This window comes from Chryseobacterium viscerum (genome assembly GCF_002899945.2).
GTDB lineage: Bacteria > Bacteroidota > Bacteroidia > Flavobacteriales > Weeksellaceae > Chryseobacterium > Chryseobacterium viscerum.
Genome location: NZ_PPEG02000007.1, coordinates 338127 through 363297, shown reverse-complemented (window position 1 = coordinate 363297; position 25171 = coordinate 338127). Strand labels below are relative to the sequence as shown.

Below are 25171 nucleotides of genomic sequence, written 5' to 3'. Positions count from 1 at the left end.
TAATTTTATTTTCATAGACCTTCAAATCTGTAGTCGTTACTTAAAAACTGATCTGTAGCATCTTCAATAGCATAGTCTCCGATTTTTGTACGTCTTAGTTGTGTCAGATAGGCACCTACTCCCAATTCCTGCCCGATATCATGTGCCAGACTTCTGATATACGTTCCTTTTGAACAGCCTACTAAGAAACTTATCAAAGGAAAATCTATTTTAACATCCTGGATATAATGAATGGTTGTTTTTCTGGACTTCATCTCCACTTCTTCACCCGCTCTTGCCAGGTTGTAAGCTCTTTCACCATCAATCTTAATGGCTGAATAAATGGGTGGTTTCTGCTCGATTTCTCCAACAAATTTTACCAAGACTTCTTTTACCTGTTCTTCAGAAATATGAGTGATTTCCTGATGAAGAATCTCAGGTTTTTCAGTGTCATAAGATTCGGTTTGTACGCCAATCTTGATCTCTGTCCAATATTCTTTGGGAGCATCCTGAATTTCAGGAATTTTCTTCGTGAATTTTCCACAGCAGACAATAAGAAGCCCCGTTGCTCTGGGATCTAAGGTCCCGGCATGTCCTATTTTGAATTTCTTAGGAAGGTCAAACTCCCTTTTAAGTTTATATTTCATTTTATTGACAGCCTGGAAGGAAGTCCAGTCCAAAGGCTTGTCCAATAAAAAAACGTATCCTGATTTCAGTTCTTCAGCAGTCATGAATGGGTATAAAGATGAGTAATTTCTTATTTAAAGAAATAAAAATAAATCAACAGGGCAACTCCAACAAAAATACGGTACCAGCCCCAAGGTTTAAATCCATATTTATTAAGTACTCCAATAAATGCCTTAATAGCGATAAGTGCTACGATAAATGCTACAACATTACCAATCACGAAGATCATGATGTGATCCTGTGAAGACATAATCATTTCATATCCTTTCTGCGGATTGGGTGTTTCTTTTCCCCAGGTTTTAACAAAAACTGAATATACAGTTACTGCCAGCATCGTAGGTACAGCAAGGAAGAAAGAGAATTCTGCAGCCGCTTTTCTGGTAAGCCCCTGTGTCATCCCTCCAATGATAGAAGCTGCACTACGGCTTGTTCCCGGCATCATCGCAAGACATTGCCAGAAACCAATGGTAACAGCTTTTCTTATGGTAATTCCTTTTTCGTCATCAATTTTAGGATTTTTAAACCAATCATCTGCAAATAGCAAGACAACACCTCCTAAAACCAATACTGAAGAAATAGCAATCTGATTCCCAAGAATCGCTTCAATTTTATCATCGAATAAATATCCTAATACCAATGCCGGAACTACAGCAAAAGCTAGTTTAAAATAGAACTGAATATTATTTAAGTCAAAAAACTTCTTCCAGTATGCTACTACCACAGATAAAATGGCTCCAAACTGAATAGATACCTGAAACATTTTTAAAAATTCTGTTTCTTCCAGCCCCATAAGGTTAGCCGTAAATCCCATGTGTGCAGTAGAAGAAATCGGAAGATATTCTGTAAGCCCCTCTACAATGGCAATAATAATTGCTTTGATTAAATCCATATTCCTTTAAAAAATTAAAAGATTAAAAGATTTAAGAATTAAAAGACTGGCTATTGCCGAAATAAATATTAATCATTTGATAGATGAAATTGTATCACTGGGTATACATTTTCAGATTAATATTTAACTGAATCTTTTAATTCTTAAATTTTTTAATCTTAAATAAAATTATTTTATTTATTTATTTTCTTTTTAAGATAGCATACACTTCTATTACAAATCCAATAACAACAAATAGAGGTGCTATTCTGATTCTTCTGATAGAAAAGATACCGTCATTCCATGAGTTTGGGTCAAATTTTCCATCTACCGTATTGGCATCCGGTCCCATCATCAGTAGAAATCCTACTACAATGAATGCTAGTCCTATCAGCATCCATTTGAAATTCTGCTGCCCAAAATAGAAAGTGCTTTCCTGTGGGACTTCTGCTTCATGTCCAAAGTCTGAAGCGGAAAATTTATTTGTTTTTTTGCTCATTTTTAAGAGTAGTATAAGTCGTCAACGTTTGATTTTAAGAATCTCCATGTAGCGAAAATCGTACTTAAGACAGAAATAAAAACTCCTACTCCAAGTACTAAGATCACTAACCAGAAGTACTGGTTGTTGTCCTGTACGAAAGCAGAACCAATCTGGCTTGTGAAATAATACCAAACACCTCCTAAGGCAAGAAGACCTATTAAAGAACCAATAGCTCCTAAAATAACGGCTTCTATAATGAAAGGTTTAAGGATAAATCTTCTTTTCGCTCCTACCAGCTGCATTGTTTTAATAATAAATCTCTTCGAGAATATTTTCAGACGGATAGAGTTGTTGATCAAAACAACCGCCAATATCAGGAACAGAACTGAAAATCCTAAGATCCATTTTAAAATTCTGCTCAGGTTATTGTAAACATCCACCATTAAAGTGCTGTCATTTTTCACATCAATAATCCCTGGAACAGATTTGATTTCTTTAATTGCTTCATCAATTTTTGCAGGATCTACAAATTCTGGTTTTAAAGCAACTTCAATGGAAGAAGGGAAAATATTTTCTTCAAACAGTGCATCACTGTCGATTCCCATCGTTTTCTTGGCTTCTTTTGCAGCCATGCTTCTTGAGATATAGGTCGCTTTTTTTACAGGAGCTAACGTCTGTACCTTTTTAAAAGTTTCTTCCTCTAGTTTTGCAATTTTTACAGAATCTTTAGCATCATAATTTTCATCAAAGTAGGCGTTCACCACCAATTGTTCTTTGATATAGTCAGAATATTTCTGGGCATTAATCAAAATAAGCCCCATTAACCCTAACAAAAATAACACTAAGGCAATACTTATCACAACTGTAATATTGCTGGACCGAAGCCTTTTCTTATTAAATTCATCTACAGATTTAGCCATTAATATTAAAATTTTTGGCTAAAATAGAAAAAATCTTCCGAAATTTGGGACGAAAAAAAGAAAATCACTGTTAATAAAATCATAAAAAACGTTGAGTGTAAAAGCAAAAAAGCATCTTGGTCAGCACTTCCTGACAGATGAAAATATCGCAAGAAAAATCGTAGAAGGTCTTAGTTTTGAGAACTATAATAACATAATGGAAGTAGGTCCCGGGATGGGAGTTCTTACCAAATATCTTCTTGAAAAAGATCAGAACATCTATCTTGCAGAAATCGATACAGAATCTATCGAATACCTGAAAAACAATTATACAAAGGTTACTGAAGAAACTTTTGTAGGAGATTTCCTGAAACAGGATTTCAGTTTTATCAAAGATGATCAGATTGCCATCATTGGAAATTTCCCATATAACATTTCTTCACAGATCTTGTTTAAAATTGTAGATCATTACGAGTTGATCCCTGAAATGGTAGGAATGTTCCAGAAAGAGGTAGCTCAAAGAACGGCTGCCGTACCGAGAACTAAAGATTACGGTATTCTTTCTATTCTGATACAGGCCTATTATGATGTAACCTACATGTTTACAGTACATGAGAATGTCTTCAATCCGCCGCCAAAGGTAAAATCCGGGGTAATCCGCCTTACAAGAAATCCAAAAGATGGTCTTGCAGGCAATGAAGTTTTATTTAAGCAGATTGTAAAAGCAGGTTTCAATCAAAGAAGAAAAAAGCTTTCTAATGCTTTAAAAATATTAAATATTCCTGAGCCATTAAAAGGACATGAATTTTTAGACAAAAGAGCTGAAGAACTAAGTGTAGCAGACTTTATATACTTCGCCAATCTCTGGAAAGACAATAAATAAAACCTATAAAAGCTCCTCATCAGGAGCTTTTTTTATTGGATTAAAGATCTTATTCTTTAAAAAAGCAGAAAGCCTTTCAAAATAAATCTGAAAGGCTTTCTTTTATATTACATTATCAATTTTAATTTCTGTTTTTCAACATAATCCATCCTGACCAGTTCATCTGAGCTTTTGATTTTGGATACTCAAAATTAAACTTATACCAGTATGTTGCTGTTGGAAGTCTCTTCCCTCCTACGGTTCCGTCCCAGATAGGAGCTTCTTTTGAGAATCTGAACATTTCCACTCCGTATCTGTCATATACAGATCCTGTAAAGTTTTTGAAACCCCCAAGAGCTTTTAGATCCAATACATCATTGATTCCGTCTTCATTAGGAGTAATGATATTATTGATCTGCAGTGTAAAGAACTCAAGAGAACCCACACAATGTGTCCCTACTCTTCTTACTAAAACCGTATAGTTGGTATTATCCAAAAGATTGGTAAACACATTTGAAGCCTGCCAGCTGATTCCGTTATCAAGGGAATATTCCAATGTACTTGGTAAATTGTTCATCGGAGGGTTCTCAGCAGTGATCGTTACTGTTTTTTTGATGCTTTCATAGTTTAAAGCAGTAACAAAAGGAGTAGCTGCTCCCATTACTTTAGCTTCGAAGATTTTCTTACAGATCCCATTGTCAATTTCCACGGTATAAATTCCCCATTGGTCTACAACAATTTTCTGAGTGGTAGCTCCTGTACTCCAAAGATATTTATAACCTGTACCTGCTCCTGCATCTAAAGTCACTTTATCACCGATACACATTTCAACATCTTTCAATGGTGAAGTGATTTCCGGAACAACTTCGATTCTAATAGTTGCCGGATTCAGAGATTTACAGCCTTTTGGTCCAAGCGCGTATACTGTAAATGTTGTAGTCTGGTACAAAGTAACCGTCTGCATATTGCCTGTTCCCATAAAGTTGCTCCAAAGATAGGTATCTCCTCCTTCAGCGGTAAGGGTTACAGATTCTCCCGGGCAGATTTGCATTCTGGAAGCTTTTACTTTAGCTGTTGGTGTTGTTTCTTTCTGTAATTTCAGTTCAACCATTTTGCTGCAGAAACCACCATTGGAAACCACCACATAAAGGATTTGACCATCGTTTCCATTATAGTTTAATGGAGTCTGAATATAATTGTTATTCTGTGCAACTGCATCAGCCTGGTTTGCATAGAATTTGAAGATAGCTCCTGGAGTCGGACTTATCGCCGGCATAATTGTACTTAAATCAAAAGTGGTAATATCCGGTGTTGTACAAAGTAGCAATGTCGCATCCTGAGCCTGTGGAGTTGTTCCTCCGTGAATCTGAATGGTTGCTTTACCCGGACATGGATTTCCTGGAACGCTTACTTCAATAGTATACGTACCCGGTTGTACAGCCGTAATAGTATTGGTAGTGGCATTAGGTACCGGAGCACCATTAAAATACCATTGATAGACAAGGTTAGGATCATTTACTGAAGCAGTGATTACCTGAGGTACGTTGTCACAGACATTGATATCAGAAGGTAATTTTGTGCCTGCAGGATCTAAAAGGTCTACTCCAATATTGAAAGATCCACCTTCAAGGAATACGGCAGAGTCATAACTATGGTCACTGTAATCGGCAATTACCATTTTGAAGTGGTATTGCTGCCCGGCTACTACTGTTGCTGTAGCCGTCAATGGAATTGTTCTTCCATTAAAGTTCGTTTCAACATTACCGGTGTTATACCCTGCAAAATACTGTTCATTTACCGCACCACAACTCCCTGATATTGCAGGGTGGATATTGGTAATACTTACTGGTCCTGCTCCTCCCGGAAGCACAGCCATATTCACATAAGGACCTCCTGAAGTAGGTCTAAGCAAGATTGCAAAAGCATCTGCAAAGGTACACGGGAATGAACCGGTATATTCTTCGGATGCAATCAGATAATTAAATTTAATCTGACTTGTAGTAGGAACGAAATCAAATTCCAAAAGGACAGCATCATTCAATCTACTTTCCACTACCCCAATAACTTGTGCAAGATCAGCATCTGATCCTCCACCGTTGACATCACTAAGCCCGCCTTCGAAGGTATTACCAGCTCTTCTCGCATATCCTGTAGAAAGGATAAGCCCATCTTTAAAGGGAAAGTTGGTTGTAGCTTTATGAAAATATCCCCAAGCTCTGTCTGCATTACTTGCGGCATGATTAGGAGTAATCTTCACATTAGTTACATTAGGTGTCAGACAGGTATTGGTCCCGGATGAGATCAATACATCTTTTACCATTTTCTCTATAGTAAAACTAGACTCAGGATATGATGGGGCATTCACATCAATAAAAGCACCTGCTCTTCTTGATAGAGTTGTACTCATTTCTTTTGCCTGCTTCCTGGGTGGCTGGTTTTGTGAAAATAAAAAAGTCGAAATGACTAAAAAAAATAAACAAAGCGGTAGATGTCTTCTCATAATATTTTTGTTTCAACAAATTTAATTTTTTTTTAAATATCTCATATACATATTTGTGTTTTTTACGATAAAAAAACAAAATAAGAACCTTTTACAGTAAATTTCTGTTAATCAATCCCTATTCGTTCAATCGCTACGTAATGTGGCAGCATCCTGTTACAAATTGTTTTAACATATTTATCCCCTATTTTAAATAATTCACAAAACACGATAACAGATATTCTTAAAAACAACAAAATCTTCCGTTGCTGAAAGATTTTGTTGTTTATTTTATATTTTAAAAAAATATCTAATTTCTGTTCTTTAGAAGAATCCAACCTGAACGCTGCTCCATTTTCTTACTGGCCGGGTTTTCCCATTGTACCCTGTACCAATAAGTACCTGTAGGAAGATTGAGACCTTTTAAAGATCCTTTCCATATAGCATCACCTTTTCCAGCTTTGAATACTTCCGCTCCGTATCTGTCGAAGATAGAAGCTGCGAAATCTTTATATCCGCTGATTCCTGTAAAATCTATGGTATCATTTATACCATCCATATTAGGGGTAATAGCATTACTGATAACAAATGTGAAATAATCCAGCGAAGTACCACATTTAGCGCCTTTCACTCTTACCATCAGAGAATATGTTGTATTATTCAAAATACCTGTAAATACATTTGATGATTGCCATGTCAACCCTCCATCTATTGAATATTCTAAAGTTCCTCCTGTAGGATTGCTTGCCGTAAGAGTAAGAATATGATTATCATACACCACATTTGTAAACTGTGGCAGATCAGGATTGATCAGTTGAGCAGAGAAAGTTTTGGAACAAACTCCATTGCTGATTATCACAGAATAAGCTCCCGCAATACTAGTCGTTATTGTCTGAGTGGTTGCTCCTGTACTCCATACGTAAGTATAATTGGGTCCTGAACCGGCATCAAGAGTTCCTTTATCTCCGGCGCAGACAAATACATCTTTCAATGTAGAAACGATTGCCGGAACTACTTCAATGGTAACTTTAGCTGGGTTCACAGAGCTACATCCGTTTCCTCCCAATGCATATACTGAATATTCTGTTGTTATTGTAGGTGTCACTACCTGAGTATTTCCATTTCCGGTAAGTCCGATCCAGTTATAAGTAATTCCTCCGGTGGCTGTCAATGTTACAGATTCTCCTTCACAAATTTTTAATTTGGAAGCTGTAAGACCTGCTATAGGTGGCCCTACCTGAACAGTTACCGTTGCCGGTGTTGCAGATATACATCCATTAGCTCCAACAGCAAATACTGTATATACTGTAGTGGTAGTAGGGGAAACAACCTGAGTGCTTCCGTTTCCTGTAAGACCATTACCCCAGTTGTAGGTTACACCTCCTGAAGCAGTCAATGTTACAGATTCTCCCACACAAATACGCGGTTGTGATGAAACAACTGCAGCCACAGGTTTTACTTTATCTTCCTGTACCGTTACTGTTGAAGTAAAGGTACAGCTTAAATTTCCTGGCTGTGATACATTCGTCACTGTTAAAGTATAGGTACCCCCTGCGCTTACAACAGGAGTAAGTGTATTGCCTCCCGATACAATAGTTCCTCCGGCTGTTGTCCATGCAATGGTAGATCCCGCAGGCACTACAGATGTTGAAGCATTAATTGTAATCTGAGGGGTTGTACAGGTAATTGTTTGTGGTGCAGCAATCGTAAGAGTAGTTTGAGGGGTGCTCAATAATTGAAGAGACACCACATAGCTACAACCTCCATTACTTACCAATACATAAATCGTCTGGTTTGCTGGCGGAGTATATGCTGTAGGAGTTCCAATAAAGTTTCCGTTAGCAGCATTGGCATCAGCCTGGTTTATATAATAGGTAAAGGTAACTCCTGCGGTAGTCGTGATCTGAGGCTGTGCCTCTGTAAGGTTATAAGTCAATCCTGGTTGATAACACTTGTGCAATATTGCATTCTGTGCAGTAAAAGGTTCTGATACTTCAATCGTTATAGTAGCAGGGTTTTGAGATACACATCCATTAGCCCCTACCGCTGTAACAGTATAAGTCGTTGTAACGGTAGGTGATACAGTTTGTGTATTCCCTGTTCCCGAAAGTCCATTCCCCCAATTATAAGTAGCGCCTCCTGAAGCAGTAAGTATTGCAGAATCACCTTTACAGATTTTCAATTTGTTTGTGGTAAGTCCGGTAACTGGCGGAGCACTATTTCCTGTTACAGTTACATTGCCTACAGCAGTACAACTGAGATTTCCGGGCTGATAAATTTTTGTTATGGTTAAAGTATATGTTCCCGCGGCATTGATCACAGGGTTTAAAGTCGTTCCTCCTGAAACAATATTTCCTCCTGTTGTTGTCCAGTTGAACGTAGCACCTGTTGGATAAACCGAAGCCGAAGCATCCAGTGTAGTCTGAGAACTAGCACAGGTTAGTACTATCGGAGGGGCTATTGAAACCGTCATTTGTGGTGCTTTTATCAACTGAAGTTCGGCTACTTTGGCACAGAAACCGTTTGCTACTCTCACATATACCGTTCCTCCTGCGCTTTGGTAAACTGTTGGAGTAGGAATTGTATTTGTATTTCCTGCATTGGCATCTGCCAGTGTCGTATAATATGAAAATACAGCTCCTGGAGTTGTACTTATTGAAGCTTGTGCTGATGTTAAATTGAATGTGGCATTTCCGGCAGCATAACAGGCCGTTAATGTAGCATTTTGTACTGTAGGTGATGTCCCGCCTACTACTGTAATGGTAGCCTCTCCCGGACAGCTATTTCCCTGAATAAAAACTTTAACAGTATATACTCCCGGTTGGGTTGCTGTATAACTTGCATTGGTAGCCCCGGCAATCGGATTTGTTCCTAAATACCACTGATAGGTTATGTTGGCTCCCTGAACAGAAGCCGTAAAAGTTTGTGGTGTATTATCACACATATTTACAGAACCGGGAAGCTGTACTCCTGCCGGATCAAGGATCTTTACTCCAATATCGAATGACCCTGCTTCTAAAAATACGGCAGAATCAAAGTTGGGATCCTGATAGTCTGCCAATACGATTTTAAAGTGATACGTTTCTCCTGGAATTACAGTTGCCTTTGCCGTCAGAGGGATAGTACGTCCATTAAAATTGGTTTCGATCTGAGCGGTATTTGTACCTCCATAATACGCTTCATTCTTAGGTCCGCAGTTTTGATATTGCGGGTGAATATTGGTAACACTTACTGCTCCTGCTCCTGCAGGAAGCACTGCAAGATTGGTGTAAGTAGGGTCCGTTGATTTTTTTAGCAGCAAGGCAAAACCATCGGTGATGGTACATGGAAAATTTTGCTGATATTCTTTTGATGCAAATAAATATCTGAAAGTAATTTCGGTAGAAGCTGCCACAAAATCAAATTCTATAGAGGTGGCATTGGTAAGATTATTATTACTAATTCCCAAAGCATTTGCCAGATCCACATCTCCTCCGGTTCCAAGATCATCACTTAGAGTTCCCTGAAAAACATTTCCTGCTTTATTGGCATATCCTGTTGAAAGTATAATCCCTTTACTAAAAGGAAAATTGGTATTTGATTTGTTAAAATACCCCCAGCTTCTATTCTGGTTGGTAGCAGGTAGATTAGGAGCTACGGTTACGTTACTTACGCTGGAATTTGTACAAGTACCTCCTGATATAAGAACATCTTTTATCAGCTGGGTAATAGGATAGCCGGACTCTGGATAACTTGGTGAATTCACGTCTATAAAAGCACCCGCTCTTAAAGAAGCAGCTTTAGGTTTTCCAGCAATTTCTACCCTTCCTTTATTTTGAGCCAAAACAAAGTTGCCCACGAAAGCTAAAAATAACGCTAAAAATAAATTTCCTCTCCTCCTATTTAACATTTTATATTATTTTAAACAAAAATACTATTTTTTTTGATTGAAATTCAAGTTAACACAATTTACATTATTACTAACGCAAATTTATTTATATTAGAATATCAACTCTGTTTATTTTAAAATAATAAAAAAAGACTGACAAAATAGTCAGTCTTTCAGTTATAGTTTAAATTATTCTATATTTTTAAGTAATATCCATCCTGTTTTCACAGTAAGTTCCTTACTGGCAGGATCTTCAAAGGTTACCTGATACCAATAGGTTGAAGTAGGCAGTTTCTTACCCTGGAAATATCCATCCCAATACGGTGTCATCTTCTCTGCTTTGAATACGACTCTTCCGTATCGGTCGAAGACCTGACCACTGAAATCTTTATAGTTGATCACTCCACTGAAATCAATAATATCATTAAGGTTATCCCCGTTTGGAGTAATGACATTTTTCATAACGAATGTAAAGAATTCAAGGAAACCTACACAGCTTGTATATTTAACTCTCACTCTGATAGCAATCACTTTATTTTTAGGAACATTGTTAAATACATTTGATAACTGCCAGGTAACCCCGTTATCTATTGAATATTCCAATATACCATTACTAGGATTACTAGCGGTAAGGATCATAGTTCCTTTGTCATTATAATCTACTTTCGTTACTTCAGGAATCACCGCTTTTATCACCTGTGTTTTGAACTCTTTTGAACATACTCCATTGCTGATTATTACTGAGTACTGTCCCGGAGTTCCTACGGTAATACTCTGGCTTGTTTCACCCGAGCTCCACTGATAGGTATATCCAGGTCCTGAACCTGCATCCAGGATAATTTTATCTCCCTGGCAGATATGACCTCCTTTTAAGTTTGAAACAATAGCCGGTACAACTTCAATCGTAATACGTGCCGGCTGCAAAGATTTACATCCTTGTGCTCCGATGGCATATACTGTATATGTAGTTGTCTGAGTAGGGCTTACATTTCTTATTCCCCCCGTAGTGCTTGAAGAATCACTCCATTGATAGGTCACTCCACCGGTAGCTGTTAACAATACAGATTCACCAGCACATATTTTTAATCTCGGAGCCGTAACTAAGGCCGTTGGAGTTTCTTCTTTTCTTAATGTTAAGGTTGCAATCTTACTACAGAAAGCCCCATTGGAAACCAGTACGTATAGTATCTGTCCATCTGTCCCCGTGTAACTGGTCAGATTGGTAATATAACTGTTATTTTGAGCCTGCGCATCAGCCTGGTTGGCATAAAAACGGAATACCGCTCCCTGCGTAGTACTGATCAGAGGTTTTGCTGTTTCTAAATTAAAGGTACTGAGCGTAGGTGTTGTACAAAGTTTAAGCTCAGCATTCTGTACGGTAGGACTTGTTCCTCCAATAATGGTGATGGTTGCTTCACTAGGACATTGATTACCCGGAACCATTACTTTTACAGTATATACTCCTGGTTGGGTGGCAATATAAATAGCGCTGGTTGCTCCCGGAATGGCTACTCCATCTTTATACCATTGATAAGTCATTCCCGGAATTGCCGCTACTTGTGCTTTCAGCTGTTTGGGTGTATTATCACACATATTGATGCTGCCAGGCAGTACCACACCGGTTTCATCTACAATCTTAATCCCCACATCAAAAGATCCTCCTTCCAGAAATACTGCAGAGTCATGGGAAGGGTCCTTTGCATCCGCCAATACCATTTTGAAATGGTAAGTCTGCCCAGGAATTACATCTGCAACAGCCGTTAAAGGAGTTGTTCTTCCAAAATAATTAATAACCAAATGCGGATTCGCCAGTGCTCCGAAATAATTTGCATTGATAGGCCCACAGCTGAATCCATTCCCGGCAGGAACGATATTAGTTGCACTTACGGGGCCAGCATTTCCTGGTAATATGGCAAGATTAGTATAAGTAGGATCTCCAACTTTCTTTAACAATAATGCAAAAGCATCAGAATATCCTGTACAAGGATAGTTGGAAGTATATTCATCGGAAACGAATATGTAATTAAATTTTACCTGATTAGAATTCGGGACGAAATCAAATTCCAGAGATACGGCATCCGTTAAGCTCACTGTAGCTCCGGTAGCTGTTACAAGGTCTGCATCACTTCCTGTCCCCACCGGTTGTCCAACCGCTGACACATAGCTATTACCAGCTTCTGAAGCATATCCTGTAGTCAGAACGATCCCATCCGTAAAAGGGAAACTGGTTGTTCCTTTATGAAAATATCCCCAAAATCTGTTGTTATTAGTCACATCATGATTAGGAGATACGGTAACATTCGTTACATTGGCTGTCGTACAATTCGTACCCCCATTGATCAGAATATTCTTCACCAATTGCTCCGGAGTGTAGTTGGACGGAGTATAAGGAGGAACATTCACATCTATAAATGCACCAGCTCTAAGACTGGCTGTAGAAGGTTTTATCTTTTCTGATTTTCTGACAGGTCTCGTTTGAGAATATGCAGCAACAGAAATCAATAAAAAAGAAAAAAGGAAAAAATAGTTTTTTAGTCTATAGATTAACATTTTGTTTTCATTTGTTCAAATGTAGCAAAAATAATTATACTAAATCAGCCTTCAGCATGACTATTTTACAAATAAACATCTAGATTCATAACTTTTATTTCTTATTATTACATTTTCCGCAAATTATTTAAAGTTGAAATTACCCCTAAAAAAAACAGACCAATACCATTGATCTGTTTTTATTTTGTTAAAATAATTCAGTTATTTTATTGTTCTTTTTTCAATTGATCGATCTCATTCTGCAGTTGCGCGATAATATCTTTTAACCCTTTTATTTCGTTTTTATTGGAAGTCACATTACTTTTCAGAATTACATTTTTTGCTCTTTCATTATGATCTTCCTCCTCCTCGTCCTCGTTGATTTCTTCAATATCTTCACTAATTTCTTCAATGTCTTCCTGGATATCTTCTATATCCTCGTTGATTTCTTCAATGTCTTCACTGATCTCTTCAATATCCTCACTTATTTCCTCGATATCTTCCTGAATGTCTTCAATATCCTCCTGGATATCATCAATTTTCTCGTGACTTTTATTGACTGACATCTGAATAAAAATAGCCAGATAAATAGCTTCCAGAGAAAGTACCGTAGTAAGAATCAGAAGCATTTTGTCAAAATCTACAATGTTCAGCATCGGAAGCAAAAACGAGGTAAGGAACAGCAACGTATGTACGATCAGGGACTGAATAGATCCTATCCAAGACGTAATACTGTCAGCTATCTTTTCAAGAACTTCTGCTTTTTCGTTATATTTTTTCATCCTTTATATTGTTACAACAGTTCTTTCGTTACGCCTAATCCAAACAATGCAAAATCATATTTCGCAGGATCATTTTCATCAAATTTTCTAATGGCAATATCCAGCTCCTCTACTGTTTTCCAGTCATTCTGAGTTCTGGCAACCAATCCTAATTTCCTGGATATATTTCCGGTATGCACATCCAAAGGAATAGAAAGATTTTTCTGATCTATATTCTCCCAGATTCCAAAATCTACCCCTCTTTTATCTTTACGCACCATCCACCTCAGAAACATAATAATCCTTTTGGCAGAAGAGTTTTTGTAAGGTGAACTGATATGTTTATGACTTCTGTGCTTTTCCGTTTCCAGAAATCCACTTCTGAATCTTTCTATCGCATGGAGAAAATTATTCTCTGATTTTTTTACTTCAAATAAGCTTTCAAGGCTTTCATTTTCTTTATAAATCCTATTGAACTGTCTGATAAAATACGAAAAGTCCTGTCCATTGAAAGTTCTGTGAATGCTTTTATCCTGAATACTTTGCAGATCTTTTTCTGAATAATTCATCACAAAATCGTAGGGAGAGTTTCCCATAATATCAAGCATCTTATCCGCAGAATTAATAATTGACTTTCTGTTTCCCCAGGATATCGTAGCTGCCAGAAATCCTGCAATTTCCACATCCTGTTTTAAGGAAAAACGATGGGGAATCTGTATAGGATCATTTTCAATAAAGTCAGGAGCATTGTACTGATCTGCTTTTTCGTTGAGAAAATCTCTGAGTTCTTCAAATTTCAGCATATTCATTCTAAATCTTTACACTTTCCAATGCTTTTGGTAAAAATGTATTGGGAAATATATTTCTTGCTTCATCAGTAAATACAGTCAGATCACCATATCGATTGGAAAAATGTCCTAAAATCAGCTTTCCAACCTGAGCTTTCTGGGCAATCGTTGCCGCCTCTAATGCTGTAGTATGTCCTGTATAATCAGCCATTTCCTTCAGATCATGCAAAAATGTGGATTCATGATACAAAACCGTTACATTCTTAATAATCGGAATAAGACTTTCAAGATAGCGGGTATCACTACAAAATGCATAAGATACCGACGGAGCGGGCTCAACGGTCAGAATTTCATTCTTAAGAACATAACCATCGCTTAGTACAAAGTCTTTTCCTGCTTTTATATTATGATAATCACAGGATTCAATCTCGCTGTACTTGGCAATTTCTTTCATATTAAGATGCCTGTCTTTCGGCTTTTCTTTAAAAAGGTAACCGTTACAATAAATCCTGTGATCCAAAGGAATAGTATATACTTCTACTCTGTTGTCTTCATATATTTTTTCAGAATAGTCTTTATCCAGTTCATGATAAACCACTTCAAAACCACGATGGGTTTCTGTAATCTGAAAAATGGTTTCCATCATCTTCTTAATTCCTTTCGGACCATAGACATGCAATGGGGCATCTCTTCCTAAAAGGCGGAAAGAGGCAATAAGTCCCGGAAGCCCGAAACAATGATCCCCATGAAGATGGGAAATAAAAATATGATTGATTTTTGAAAATCTTGCTTTTGCTTTTCTCAGCTGTACCTGTGTACCCTCTCCACAATCGATCAGGAAGAGTCTTTCTTCCATTTCCAGCAGCTGGGCTGTAGGTGATGTGTTGATGGTTGGAATAGCGGAGTTAAAGCCTAATATTGTTAAATAAGTACTCAAATCAATAATTTATTATAACAAATGTACGACAGAAAATCTAAATGGGTGTTTTACCATGATATTTAAACTTAATCAGTCACTTTTAAAAAATCCATGAAAAGGTCCAATGCCTGCTTACGGTGGCTGATTTTGTTTTTATCTTCCGGATTCATTTCAGCAAAGGTTCTTTCATATCCTTCAGGAACAAAAATAGGATCATACCCGAACCCTTTATAACCTTTATTTTCTGTCAAAAGGTTTCCGTGTACTCTTCCTTCAAAATATTGAGCTCCGTTATCATCGTAGTAGCACAGAACAGTCACAAAATAAGCTTTTCTGTTTTCAATCCCCTGCATTTCTTCCAGTACCTTTTCGATATTTTTAGCAAAATCATGATCTCCGGCATAACGGGCAGAAAAGATTCCCGGTCTTCCATCTAAAGATTCTACTACCAGACCGCTATCATCTCCCAAACTTGGAACTCCAGTTTTCTCAAAGCAGTATTTAGCTTTAATCAAAGCATTCGCATGAAAAGAATCTCCATCTTCTACAATTTCTTCGTGAATATTGTAATCGGTAAGACTTTTCACAACGCAATCACTTCCCAGGATCTGTTGAATTTCTTCTTTTTTATGTTCGTTGTGTGTAGCTACTAATAATTCCATTTCTATATTCATTTTCAATTTTACTTTTTTAGCCAGGTTTCTTACATTTCAGCATAATGTACTTTATACTTTTTCATAAAAAGATAATAGAATAAAGAGAAAAGTACAATTCCAACAGCCAGAACCAGCCATTCTGAAACATGAAGAACCTTTGCAAAACTTTCATCCTTACCATAAAGCACCAATAGTGACAGGGTTAAGTTATTAAACGCATGCAGCAATATCGGCATCAATAAAGACTTTGTTTTATGATATACCAGCCCCAACACACAGCCCAGCATCACTGCGCTGATAAACTGCCAGGGATTTCCGTGAACCACTCCGAAAATAATAGAGGCATACAGAATCGCCTTCCATGGCTCTACTCCTTTATTAACCAATCCTTTCTGGATAATTCCTCGGAATATAATTTCCTCAAAAATCGGAGCCATAATTACCGTCATGATAATCATGACTACCGGGTTATCGGTCAACTGGCTCATCAACTGAATAAAATATTCATAAAAATCACCAAAAAAAGGTCCTGTAGTGGGTATCTGGGCAGCAATAAACTCTGCAATAAACATCATCCCCGTCATCATTGGAAAAATAAGGAGATAGGTAGAGAAGTTCACTGATGAAAGATTGAAGTTAAGCTTCTTCTGAGTGGTACGTCTTACAATAAAGAAATCGAAGAAGGCAATAGCAGTAACGAATCCCACGGAATTTGCTACCATTAAAAACCAATCTTTAAGCTCAATATTTTCCTTGAAAACAACTTTCCAAAAAGTGCTGAATAGGGAAACAGCCATTGTTCCTACGAATAATCCAACCACCAAAGTAACACCGCCAATCCATGTGAAGGTAAACTTCGGATATTTGCTATTTTCCATCCTTTCTCTGTAAAAGTTTATTAGAAACAAAGATAATTTTTTTGACTGCTACAGGCAACTAAAAAAGGAATTTCTTATTTATTTAATGACGTTATAACCGTCATTTTCATAACGGTTACTTTGGATGGATTTATCTTTTATATTAGTTTCAAATTCTTTGGTTTGAAAAACTAAGGTTGAAAGTATTTTATTTAAAATCTTTTCCCCATAATTTCTTTTCCTCTTTTACTTTTTCTTTATACATTTTTTCAGCAATTGAATTAAGATCCCTGCTTTCATAATAGCTAAGACAGGTAGAGATAATAAAATTTTTACCTTTTATTGAATTTTTATCTTCAACATGAATATATGGAAGAGGAAGATTTTCAATTATTTTTTTAGCTAAAATATTTTGTAAAGAATCTTCTTTAATTAATGGCTCATCATATTGGGTAAACAAGTCCTTTTGATTCATTAATTTTCCTATTTTAATATTAAGGCTGTTTCCATAACCAAATTGCAAACACTTATAGAACACATTGTCTCTAAATCTTTTTGTATAAAAAAACTGATCTGGATTTCCTTGTGTTTTTATTTCATTTCTATATACAAACTGTGGTCTTTTTTTAGAAGAACATGATAGAAGAAAACATAAAAAAATTAAGGTCGTGAAGGTGTAGTTATAATTCATTTTTGCACTATTATTTTTTCTGCGTTTCCTGTAGTTTCAGTAAAAGTCAAGTAACTTCATAAAAACTGCTCTTTATCATTAAAGCGGAGAGTATAATTTATTAAACTCTTGTTATCCTCATAAGACCACTCTTCTTTTAAAGATATTTCATCTTAAAATAATATGGATCTAGTTTTATACAAGTATAAACCATTTTTTGAAACAAATAATGTCTGTTTTTAAAATCATCTACACTCTTTCTAAAATATCCTCCTTACAATTAAAAAAAAACTCCAAATAGATATTAAAATCATAAATAATAAAGCTTTATCCCACAATCTCTCTCTTCTCACCCCTACATTTAAATCTAATCTCTACTCCTCTCAAACCTTTCCTTCTACAAACTCTCCCACCTAATAAGCATTGTTGCAATTTAAATTTGAAAACCTCGCAAAAAATCACGATTTTTGCAACTTCAAAATACGATATGTCAGACTTAATCAAAGAAATACAAAAAAGAAAGACCTTCGGGATCATTTCCCACCCGGATGCCGGAAAAACAACTCTTACAGAAAAGTTACTTCTTTTCGGGGGTGCTATTCAGGAAGCGGGTGCGGTAAAATCCAATAAAATAAAAAAAGGAGCTACCTCCGACTTTATGGAAATCGAAAGACAGAGAGGGATCTCTGTAGCAACTTCCGTATTGGCTTTTGAATATAGAGACCACAAAATCAATATCCTGGATACGCCGGGTCACAAAGATTTTGCTGAAGATACTTACAGAACATTAACTGCTGTAGACTCTGTAATTGTTGTTATCGATGTTGCAAAAGGGGTTGAGGAACAAACTGAAAAATTGGTTCAGGTTTGTAGAATGAGAAACATTCCGATGTTGGTTTTCATCAATAAATTAGACCGTGAGGGTAAAGATGCCTTCGATCTATTGGATGAGGTAGAACAAAAATTAGGATTAACGGTTTGTCCGCTTTCTCTTCCAATTGGTATGGGAAGCGACTTCCAGGGAATTTATAATATCTGGGAAAACAACATTCAGTTATTCTTGGAAGAGAAAAAACAGAAAGTTGGAGATTCTATTAAGTTTGATGATATCAATGATCCTTCCATCGATGAAGTGATTGGTGAAAAAGCAGCCGCAACTTTAAGAGAAGAGCTTGATCTGATTCAATCTGTTTACCCTGAATTTAATCGTGAGGATTATATGAAAGGTGATCTACAGCCTGTATTCTTCGGTTCAGCTTTAAATAACTTTGGAGTTCGTGAATTATTGAATGCTTTCATCGATATCGCTCCAATGCCACAACCCAAAGAAAGTGATAGCCGTTTGGTAAAACCTGAAGAAGAAACTTTCACAGGATTCGTTTTCAAAATTCATGCGAATATGGATCCTAAACACCGAGACAGACTAGCTTTCGTAAAGATTGTTTCAGGAACATTCAAAAGAAACGAAAACTATTTATTGGTAAGAGAAGGTAAGAAAATGAAATTCTCTTCTCCTAACGCATTCTTTGCAGATAAAAAAGAGGTGGTAGAAGAAAGTTTCCCTGGTGATATCGTTGGTTTACATGATACAGGAAATTTCAGAATCGGAGATACCCTTACAGGTGGAGAAAAACTAAGCTTCAAAGGTATACCTAACTTCTCTCCGGAACATTTCCGTTATATCAACAATAGCGACCCATTAAAGGCTAAGCAGTTGGCAAAAGGTATCGATCAGCTGATGGATGAGGGAGTGGCACAATTGTTTACCCTTGAAATGAATAACAGAAAGATCATTGGAACTGTGGGAGCCCTTCAGTACGAAGTTATCCAATATCGTCTTGAGCATGAATATGGTGCAAAATGTACTTATGAACCTCTATCCATGCACAAAGCATGTTGGGTAGAAGCTGATGAGAAATCTGAAGAGTTCAAAGAATTTGCAAGATTAAAGCAGAGATTTCTTGCGAGAGATAAATATGATCAATTGGTATTTCTTGCAGACTCATCATTCACGATTCATATGACACAGGAGAAATTCCCGAATGTGAAGCTGCACTTCATCAGTGAGTTCAGAGAAAATTAAATAAATAGGCAACATCGCGAAAAGGCGAAGTCGTTGAAAATATAAATCCGTAGAAATTTTCTGCGGATTTTTTTTATGGTATACTTTCTACAACCACCCCGTCAAAAGCTCTTTGAATTTCCGCCACCCCTCCGGAAGAGGAGAATTTTTAGGTTTCCAATTTTATATCCGGAGAAAAGACAAAAGGGTTCCAACAATTTCAGGGTTTCAAACAAGTGAAAATCCTTTTGTAAATCTTTTGTAAAACAAATACAAAACACTGAAAGTATAACAGTTAGTATTTTACCAGCACAATACAGTCTATTTACAATCTTTACAAGAACTTCCCTTCTAATTTTACTTCATCAAAAAAATTAATGTTATGAAAAAGTTCATATTACTCGTTGCTGTATCAAGCACTTTCATTATGTGTAAGAAACCAGAAGCTGCACAAGGTAAAATTAGTGAAGCTCTCAATACAGCTGACAGCGCTGCCACAGTTGCTACCGAAGCTATTGATAATGTCAACAAAACAGCAGGCAAAGTTTTGGATTCTGCTAATATTAAAATAAAAGATTTTGAAAATACCAAAAATGATATTCAGCAGAAGATAGAAAATACTTCAAAAATGGTAGATTCTTTATCTGAGAAAATGGCCACTACAAAATTGGAATCCAAAATAGAGAAAAAAGATTCCGCAGAAAAAAAGCCTGAAAAGATTGCTGCAAAAAGTGTGGCTCCCAAGGTTATTAAAGAAACCAAAATCATTTATAAGGACAAGCCTAAAAACGACAGCTATGAACTGAATATGCCAAAAGATAAAATGGTAAAATCAGGATACCTTGTTATAAGAGCAGACAATGCAGAAACGGTAAAGGAAATCATCCGGGAAGAAGCCAACAAAAATAACGGCTATATTAAAAGTGAAAATCTTTCTTATATTGAGTCTGCCAGCCCTCATGGAGAGAATCAAAAAATATACAGTATTGACATCAAAGTTCCTATCCAGCATTTCGATGGATTAATGGAAGCCATTAGCAGCAATGTAAACGATATTGACACGAAAGATATACAGGTTTCAGGGCGTACTTATGCAGATAATACAATCTGTAACATCAATGTCAACATTGCAGACAAGACTGAAACAGAAAAAGAACCTACCACTTTCGGTGGAAAATCATTGGCGGCCATAGAATCAGGTTGGGACGTTATCACTTCCATTTTCCTGTTTATCCTTCCATTGTGGCCATTATTGCTTATTGCGGGTATTGGATATTATTTCTTCAAAAAGAAAAAGAAAAATATCCCTAACAACGACGCCAACTAAACATCAATCCATCCTTGTGATGGATTTTTTAATATTTTTTTAATAATATTTGTAATTTCAGATAAATTCTTATTTTTAAATTTATCAAAATATTAATCATCAAAACATCGGCTCATGAATAAAGAACTCCCTAATTTTAAGTATGAGTTAGAAAAAAAGGAGCCCAGACTAGGCCCCGGTGGAATTACAAGAGGAGTTTCTGTAAAAGAATTCAAAGCCTCTCAAAACCTTGCCGGAGTCAGCATGCATCTTGAACCGGGAGCTATCCGTGAACTTCACTGGCATGCCAATGCTGCAGAATGGGGCTATGTTTTGGAAGGACAGATGCGGACCACCGTTATCGATCCGCAGGGAAATGTTTTTATTGATATTTTTAATCCAGGAGATGTGTGGTATTTTCCAAGAGGTTATGGCCATGTGCTGCAATGTATCAGCAGTAAAAGCTGTCATTTTATATTAATTTTTGACAACGGTGATTTTTCTGAAGACCATACCTTTAGCATCACCGATTTTATCTCGAGTGTTCCGGTAGAAATTGCTGCCCAGAACCTAGGATTGACTGTGGATGAAGTAAAGCAGCTGCATCAGGGTGAGGCTTATTTTGCACAATGCGAGCTTCCGAATATCCGTTCCGGACTGGCTTCTGCAAAAAATGAAATTTCGTTGGTTTCAAAACACCGTTATCCACTGGGAGCTCAGCAGCCGATTGTTGTTCCTGGAGGCGGGGTGCAAAGAGTGGTTACCCAGAAGGAATTTGAGATTGCAAAAACCATTACCGGAAGTATTTTCGAAATAGAACCGGGAGGATTAAGAGAACTGCACTGGCATCCTAATGCTGACGAATGGCAGTATTATATTCAGGGGAAGGCAGAAATGGGTGTTTTTCTGGCTGAGGGACAGTTTGTAAAAGATGAATTTAATAAAGGAGATGTGGGCTATGTTCCAATGGGAGCAGGTCATTACATCAAAAATACGGGAACAGAAACGCTTATCGTTCTTCTCGGATTTAATAATGGCTTATATGAAGCTATTGATCTCAGCAGCTGGATCAGTGGAAACCCGAAAGATATTTTAAAAGGGAATTTTGGAGTGGGTGATAAAATTGTTGATCAACTCCCGACATCCGGTAAGCTTATTATCAAATAAATGAATTTTCGCAACCAGGCGAAATTCAAAAGTAAAGTTGGAAATTTTTATTTCATATATTAATATTTTGTGATTTGGTGTAAAATAAGGCTCTCAATTTGAGAGCCTTATTTGTTTTTATTTCATATTCACTATTTTGTCTACGACGAACTTTGTGTTTCCTCTCCACGGAAGTGCACCATTGTACTCTTTGTAATGCAGGTCAAAAGTTTTACCACTGTTGGTTTCCAACTGTTTGAAAATTTCAGGGTCATCTACAGAAAACTCAAACTCATAGCTGGTAATGGTTCCTGTCTTTCCTCTTCCAAAACCTTCCTGAATCAGCTTACCTTCATATGTTTTGAAGACATAGCCTTTTTTCATAGCATAGTTCAGGTATCCGGATTTTACTCCTTCTCCGAAAACAAAATAGTACTTATACCAGACAAATACGCCTAGTAACAGCAGTACAACCCCAAGGGTGATCCACAAAGATTTTTTCATAATAAATAGTGTGTTTTATAAAATGTTATTTTGCGATGCTTCTTGAGATCACGATTTTCTGAATTTCAGAAGTTCCTTCATAGATCTGCGTAATTTTTGCATCTCTCATTAATCTTTCTACGTGGTATTCTTTCACGTATCCGTATCCACCGTGGATCTGTACTGCTTCAATAGTAGTATCCATTGCTACCTGAGAAGAATATAGTTTTGCCATAGCTCCGCTTTCAGAGATATCTTTTCCAGCATCTTTTTCACAAGCTGCCTTGAAGCATAACATTCTTGCTGCAGTAATCTGAGTAGCCATATCAGCCAATTTGAATGCAATCGCCTGGTGGTTGATGATTTCAGTTTTAAAAGCTTTTCTTGTTTTAGCATATTTCAATGCCATTTCGTAAGCTCCTGAAGCAATCCCTAAAGCCTGGGAAGCAATACCAATTCTACCTCCGTTCAATACAGCCATTGCAAAATTGAACCCGAAGCCATCTTCACCGATTCTGTTTTCTTTTGGAATTTTTACATTATTAAAGATCAAAGAGTGTGTATCACTTCCTCTGATTCCTAATTTGTCTTCTTTGGCTCCGATTTCAAAACCTTCCCATCCTCTTTCAACGATGAAAGCATTGATCCCTTTGTGCTTTTTCTCAGGATCTGTCTGAGCAATTACAATATAATAAGTAGCTGTTCCACCATTAGTAATCCAGTTTTTAATACCATTTAAAAGATAGTAATCTCCTTTGTCTTCAGCAGTTGTTTTCTGAGAAGTAGCATCAGAACCAGCTTCTGGCTCAGATAAAGCAAACGCTCCGATTACCTGTCCGCTTGCAAGAGGAGTAAGATATTTTACTTTTTGCTCTTCAGAAGCAAATTTTTCAAGACCGGCACAAACCAAAGAGTTGTTTACAGACATTACAACAGCTGCAGAAGCATCTACTTTTGCAATCTCCTCCATTGCCAGCACGTAAGAAACGCTGTCCATACCTGCACCGCCGTATTTTGGATCTACCATCATTCCTAAAAGTCCCATTTCTCCCATTTTCTTCACCTGCTCTGCAGGAAACTTCTGGTCACGGTCTCTTTCAATAACTTCAGGTAATAGTTCGTTCTGTGCAAAGTCTCTTGCTGCTTGCTGAATCATCAGCTGTTCTTCCGATAAATTAAAGTCCATAAAAAAAATAATTAGATAGCCGTAAATTTACACTTTTTAACGAAATCTGAAAATAGAATTGGTAATCGCCCATTATTAATTGTCCGACTGCACAAATATGACAAAAAACAACCTATGGGTTGAAAGCACAAAGCATATAAAGTATTGATTTAATGTGTAGCTTTGGTCATATGAATATTTTAATTCCTGCGTGATGACAGAACTTGAACACTATATCCAATCTCATTTCAAAATTATTCAGCCGGAACAATTGCATCAGATAAGTTCACTTTTCAAATCAGAGATTTTGAAAAAGGGAGACAACTTTCTCAAAGCGGGAAGTAGATGTGATAAATTATGTTTTATTCAATCTGGATTATTGAGAGTTTTTACAACAACAGATGATAAGGAAATTACCCAATGGATTGCGACCAAGGGATATTTTGGAACAGACTTATCAAGTTTCTATTTTAAAAATCCATCCCGCTGGACTATTCAAGCGCTGTCCGATACAGAAATTTATTTCATCAACCACAGTGACTATAGTAAAATCATCAATATCGTTCCGACATGGAATGAGCTGGAAAGGAATTTCATCATACAATGTCTTACTTATATGGAGGATAGAATTTTCAGCCATTTATCGATGTCTGCAGAGGAGAGATACAATTCCTTTTTTGAGAGCAACAAAGAGTTATTTAACCAGGTTCCTTTACAATATATTGCTTCCATATTGGGAATGACACCTGAAACTTTCAGCAGGATCAGAAAAAAACAGCTTATGTAATTCTTGATTTTTATCAAGTGTATACCTTCTTCTATATTCTAACTTTGTGTCCGTTATTAAACGTAAAAACAATACAATCATGTTTATAGGACATTTCGGTTTATCATTTGCTGCCAAAAAAATAGCGCCAAGGGTTTCATTAGTTACCTTATTTGCAGCCACTCAGTTTGTAGATATTCTCTGGCCTTTTATGCTCATTTTTAATATAGAAAAAGTAGCAGTTGTTCCTGGATATACTAAAGTGAATGCATACGATTTTCTTTACTTTCCATACACCCACAGCCTTTTGATGGGGATTATATGGGGTATTCTTGCTGCATTCATCTATTTTTTACTAAAAAAAGATATCAGGAGCGCTGTGGTTATTGGTTTATGTGTTCTCAGCCATTGGTTTTTTGATTTGATCGTTCATACGACAGATCTGCCCATTACCCCATTCAGCAATTATAAAATGGGATTCGGGCTATGGAATCATATTGCTGCTACTCTTATTATTGAATTTCTTATCTTTTTTGGAGGCCTGTTTGTCTATACATCTGTAACCACTGCGAAGAATAAGAAAGGTAAATGGGGACTCTGGGGACTGATCGTATTGCTTGTGGCTGTGACGCTTTCCAATACATTCGGACCTCCTCCACCCGATTCTGTCAAAATTTTATTTATATCTTTTGTGATTCTCATGGCGCTTATTCTCTTCCTTGCTGGCTGGGTTGATAAAAACAGGAAAATAAAGCTTTCTATTGATGAGTAAAAATAGGTTTCACAAAAAAGCGGATGGACTCAATGAGTAGTTGAGAGAACATAAGGAAGTAATCTATTTTCCGGCGCGGATTTTAAATTAATATGTTAAGCATTTAAATAATCTTGAATTCATAACATTCAATTTTTTGAATTAAAAAAAATGCTTATATTTAAAATT

General features: G+C 36.8%; 21 protein-coding genes. 6 read left to right on the top strand and 15 right to left on the bottom strand.

Annotation, left to right across the window (positions count from 1 at the left end):
- Window positions 1-11: 11 nt before the first annotated feature.
- From truB to C1634_RS18020, 4 genes are all read right to left on the bottom strand, one after another.
- Entirely contained in the window at window positions 12-710 is a 699-nt protein-coding gene (gene truB / locus C1634_RS18035; RefSeq protein WP_109738874.1) for a tRNA pseudouridine(55) synthase TruB, read from the bottom strand.
- A gap of 26 nt (window positions 711-736) precedes the next feature.
- Window positions 737-1555 carry an undecaprenyl-diphosphate phosphatase gene (locus C1634_RS18030; RefSeq protein ID WP_109738873.1) on the bottom strand — a complete coding sequence of 273 codons (819 nt, stop codon included), beginning with the start codon at window positions 1553-1555 and terminating at the stop codon, window positions 737-739.
- A gap of 181 nt (window positions 1556-1736) precedes the next feature.
- On the bottom strand, window positions 1737-2033 hold the full coding sequence (locus C1634_RS18025) for a DUF3098 domain-containing protein (RefSeq protein ID WP_109738872.1): 297 nt from the start codon (window positions 2031-2033) through the stop codon (window positions 1737-1739).
- A gap of 2 nt (window positions 2034-2035) precedes the next feature.
- Entirely contained in the window at window positions 2036-2935 is a 900-nt protein-coding gene (locus tag C1634_RS18020; protein WP_109738871.1) for a cell division protein FtsX, read from the bottom strand.
- A 91-nt stretch (window positions 2936-3026) separates the two neighbouring features.
- On the opposite strand from C1634_RS18020, the gene rsmA reads away from it, so the two are divergent.
- Window positions 3027-3797 (top strand): 16S rRNA (adenine(1518)-N(6)/adenine(1519)-N(6))-dimethyltransferase RsmA, encoded by a 771-nt coding sequence (gene rsmA / locus C1634_RS18015; RefSeq protein WP_103234746.1) that lies wholly within the window; start codon window positions 3027-3029, stop codon window positions 3795-3797.
- 121 nt (window positions 3798-3918) lie between these two features.
- On the opposite strand, the gene C1634_RS18010 is transcribed toward rsmA, so the two are convergent.
- From C1634_RS18010 to C1634_RS17970, 9 genes are all read right to left on the bottom strand, one after another.
- Window positions 3919-6183, bottom strand: a complete 2265-nt coding sequence (locus C1634_RS18010) for a choice-of-anchor L domain-containing protein (protein WP_228410104.1) — start codon at window positions 6181-6183, stop codon at window positions 3919-3921.
- A 382-nt stretch (window positions 6184-6565) separates the two neighbouring features.
- On the bottom strand, window positions 6566-10144 hold the full coding sequence (locus C1634_RS18005) for a choice-of-anchor L domain-containing protein (RefSeq protein ID WP_103234744.1): 3579 nt from the start codon (window positions 10142-10144) through the stop codon (window positions 6566-6568).
- Between the two features lie 168 nt (window positions 10145-10312).
- Window positions 10313-12673 carry a choice-of-anchor L domain-containing protein gene (locus tag C1634_RS18000; protein ID WP_103234769.1) on the bottom strand — a complete coding sequence of 787 codons (2361 nt, stop codon included), beginning with the start codon at window positions 12671-12673 and terminating at the stop codon, window positions 10313-10315.
- Between the two features lie 206 nt (window positions 12674-12879).
- A complete protein-coding gene (locus C1634_RS17995) occupies window positions 12880-13434 on the bottom strand; it encodes a DUF1003 domain-containing protein (protein WP_103234770.1) in 555 nt (184 codons plus the stop codon).
- Between the two features lie 11 nt (window positions 13435-13445).
- The gene (locus C1634_RS17990) at window positions 13446-14216 is read right to left on the bottom strand and encodes a TIGR02757 family protein (RefSeq protein WP_394337105.1); all 771 of its coding nucleotides are present in this window, start codon (window positions 14214-14216) and stop codon (window positions 13446-13448) included.
- A 7-nt stretch (window positions 14217-14223) separates the two neighbouring features.
- The gene (locus C1634_RS17985; protein ID WP_103234771.1) at window positions 14224-15138 is read right to left on the bottom strand and encodes a ribonuclease Z; all 915 of its coding nucleotides are present in this window, start codon (window positions 15136-15138) and stop codon (window positions 14224-14226) included.
- A 68-nt stretch (window positions 15139-15206) separates the two neighbouring features.
- A complete protein-coding gene (gene rdgB, locus C1634_RS17980) occupies window positions 15207-15782 on the bottom strand; it encodes an RdgB/HAM1 family non-canonical purine NTP pyrophosphatase (protein ID WP_394337103.1) in 576 nt (191 codons plus the stop codon).
- Between the two features lie 41 nt (window positions 15783-15823).
- A complete protein-coding gene (locus tag C1634_RS17975) occupies window positions 15824-16654 on the bottom strand; it encodes a CPBP family intramembrane glutamic endopeptidase (RefSeq protein WP_109738870.1) in 831 nt (276 codons plus the stop codon).
- A gap of 187 nt (window positions 16655-16841) precedes the next feature.
- Window positions 16842-17324, bottom strand: coding sequence for a hypothetical protein (locus tag C1634_RS17970; RefSeq protein WP_103234772.1), 483 nt, complete (start codon window positions 17322-17324; stop codon window positions 16842-16844).
- Window positions 17325-17790: 466 nt separating this feature from the next.
- On the opposite strand from C1634_RS17970, the gene C1634_RS17965 reads away from it, so the two are divergent.
- The 3 genes from C1634_RS17965 to C1634_RS17955 all read left to right on the top strand — a co-directional run bounded on the left by C1634_RS17965 (window position 17791) and on the right by C1634_RS17955 (window position 21838).
- The gene (locus C1634_RS17965; protein ID WP_103234216.1) at window positions 17791-19386 is read left to right on the top strand and encodes a peptide chain release factor 3; all 1596 of its coding nucleotides are present in this window, start codon (window positions 17791-17793) and stop codon (window positions 19384-19386) included.
- A gap of 361 nt (window positions 19387-19747) precedes the next feature.
- Complete coding sequence (locus C1634_RS17960; protein WP_109738869.1) at window positions 19748-20692, top strand: DUF4349 domain-containing protein; 945 nt, start codon at window positions 19748-19750, stop codon at window positions 20690-20692.
- 114 nt (window positions 20693-20806) lie between these two features.
- Window positions 20807-21838 (top strand): cupin domain-containing protein, encoded by a 1032-nt coding sequence (locus C1634_RS17955; protein WP_109738868.1) that lies wholly within the window; start codon window positions 20807-20809, stop codon window positions 21836-21838.
- A 117-nt stretch (window positions 21839-21955) separates the two neighbouring features.
- Here the strand turns inward: C1634_RS17955 and C1634_RS17950 are convergent, their stop codons facing one another.
- On the bottom strand, window positions 21956-22321 hold the full coding sequence (locus C1634_RS17950; protein WP_103234213.1) for a hypothetical protein: 366 nt from the start codon (window positions 22319-22321) through the stop codon (window positions 21956-21958).
- 25 nt (window positions 22322-22346) lie between these two features.
- Window positions 22347-23486, bottom strand: coding sequence for an acyl-CoA dehydrogenase (locus C1634_RS17945; RefSeq protein ID WP_109738867.1), 1140 nt, complete (start codon window positions 23484-23486; stop codon window positions 22347-22349).
- A 193-nt stretch (window positions 23487-23679) separates the two neighbouring features.
- Between C1634_RS17945 and C1634_RS17940 the strand changes: the two genes are divergently transcribed.
- Together C1634_RS17940 and C1634_RS17935 are read left to right on the top strand one after the other, a co-directional pair.
- Window positions 23680-24252 (top strand): Crp/Fnr family transcriptional regulator, encoded by a 573-nt coding sequence (locus C1634_RS17940; protein WP_103234211.1) that lies wholly within the window; start codon window positions 23680-23682, stop codon window positions 24250-24252.
- Window positions 24253-24331: 79 nt separating this feature from the next.
- Window positions 24332-25003, top strand: coding sequence for a metal-dependent hydrolase (locus C1634_RS17935; RefSeq protein WP_103234210.1), 672 nt, complete (start codon window positions 24332-24334; stop codon window positions 25001-25003).
- Window positions 25004-25171 lie beyond the last annotated feature (168 nt).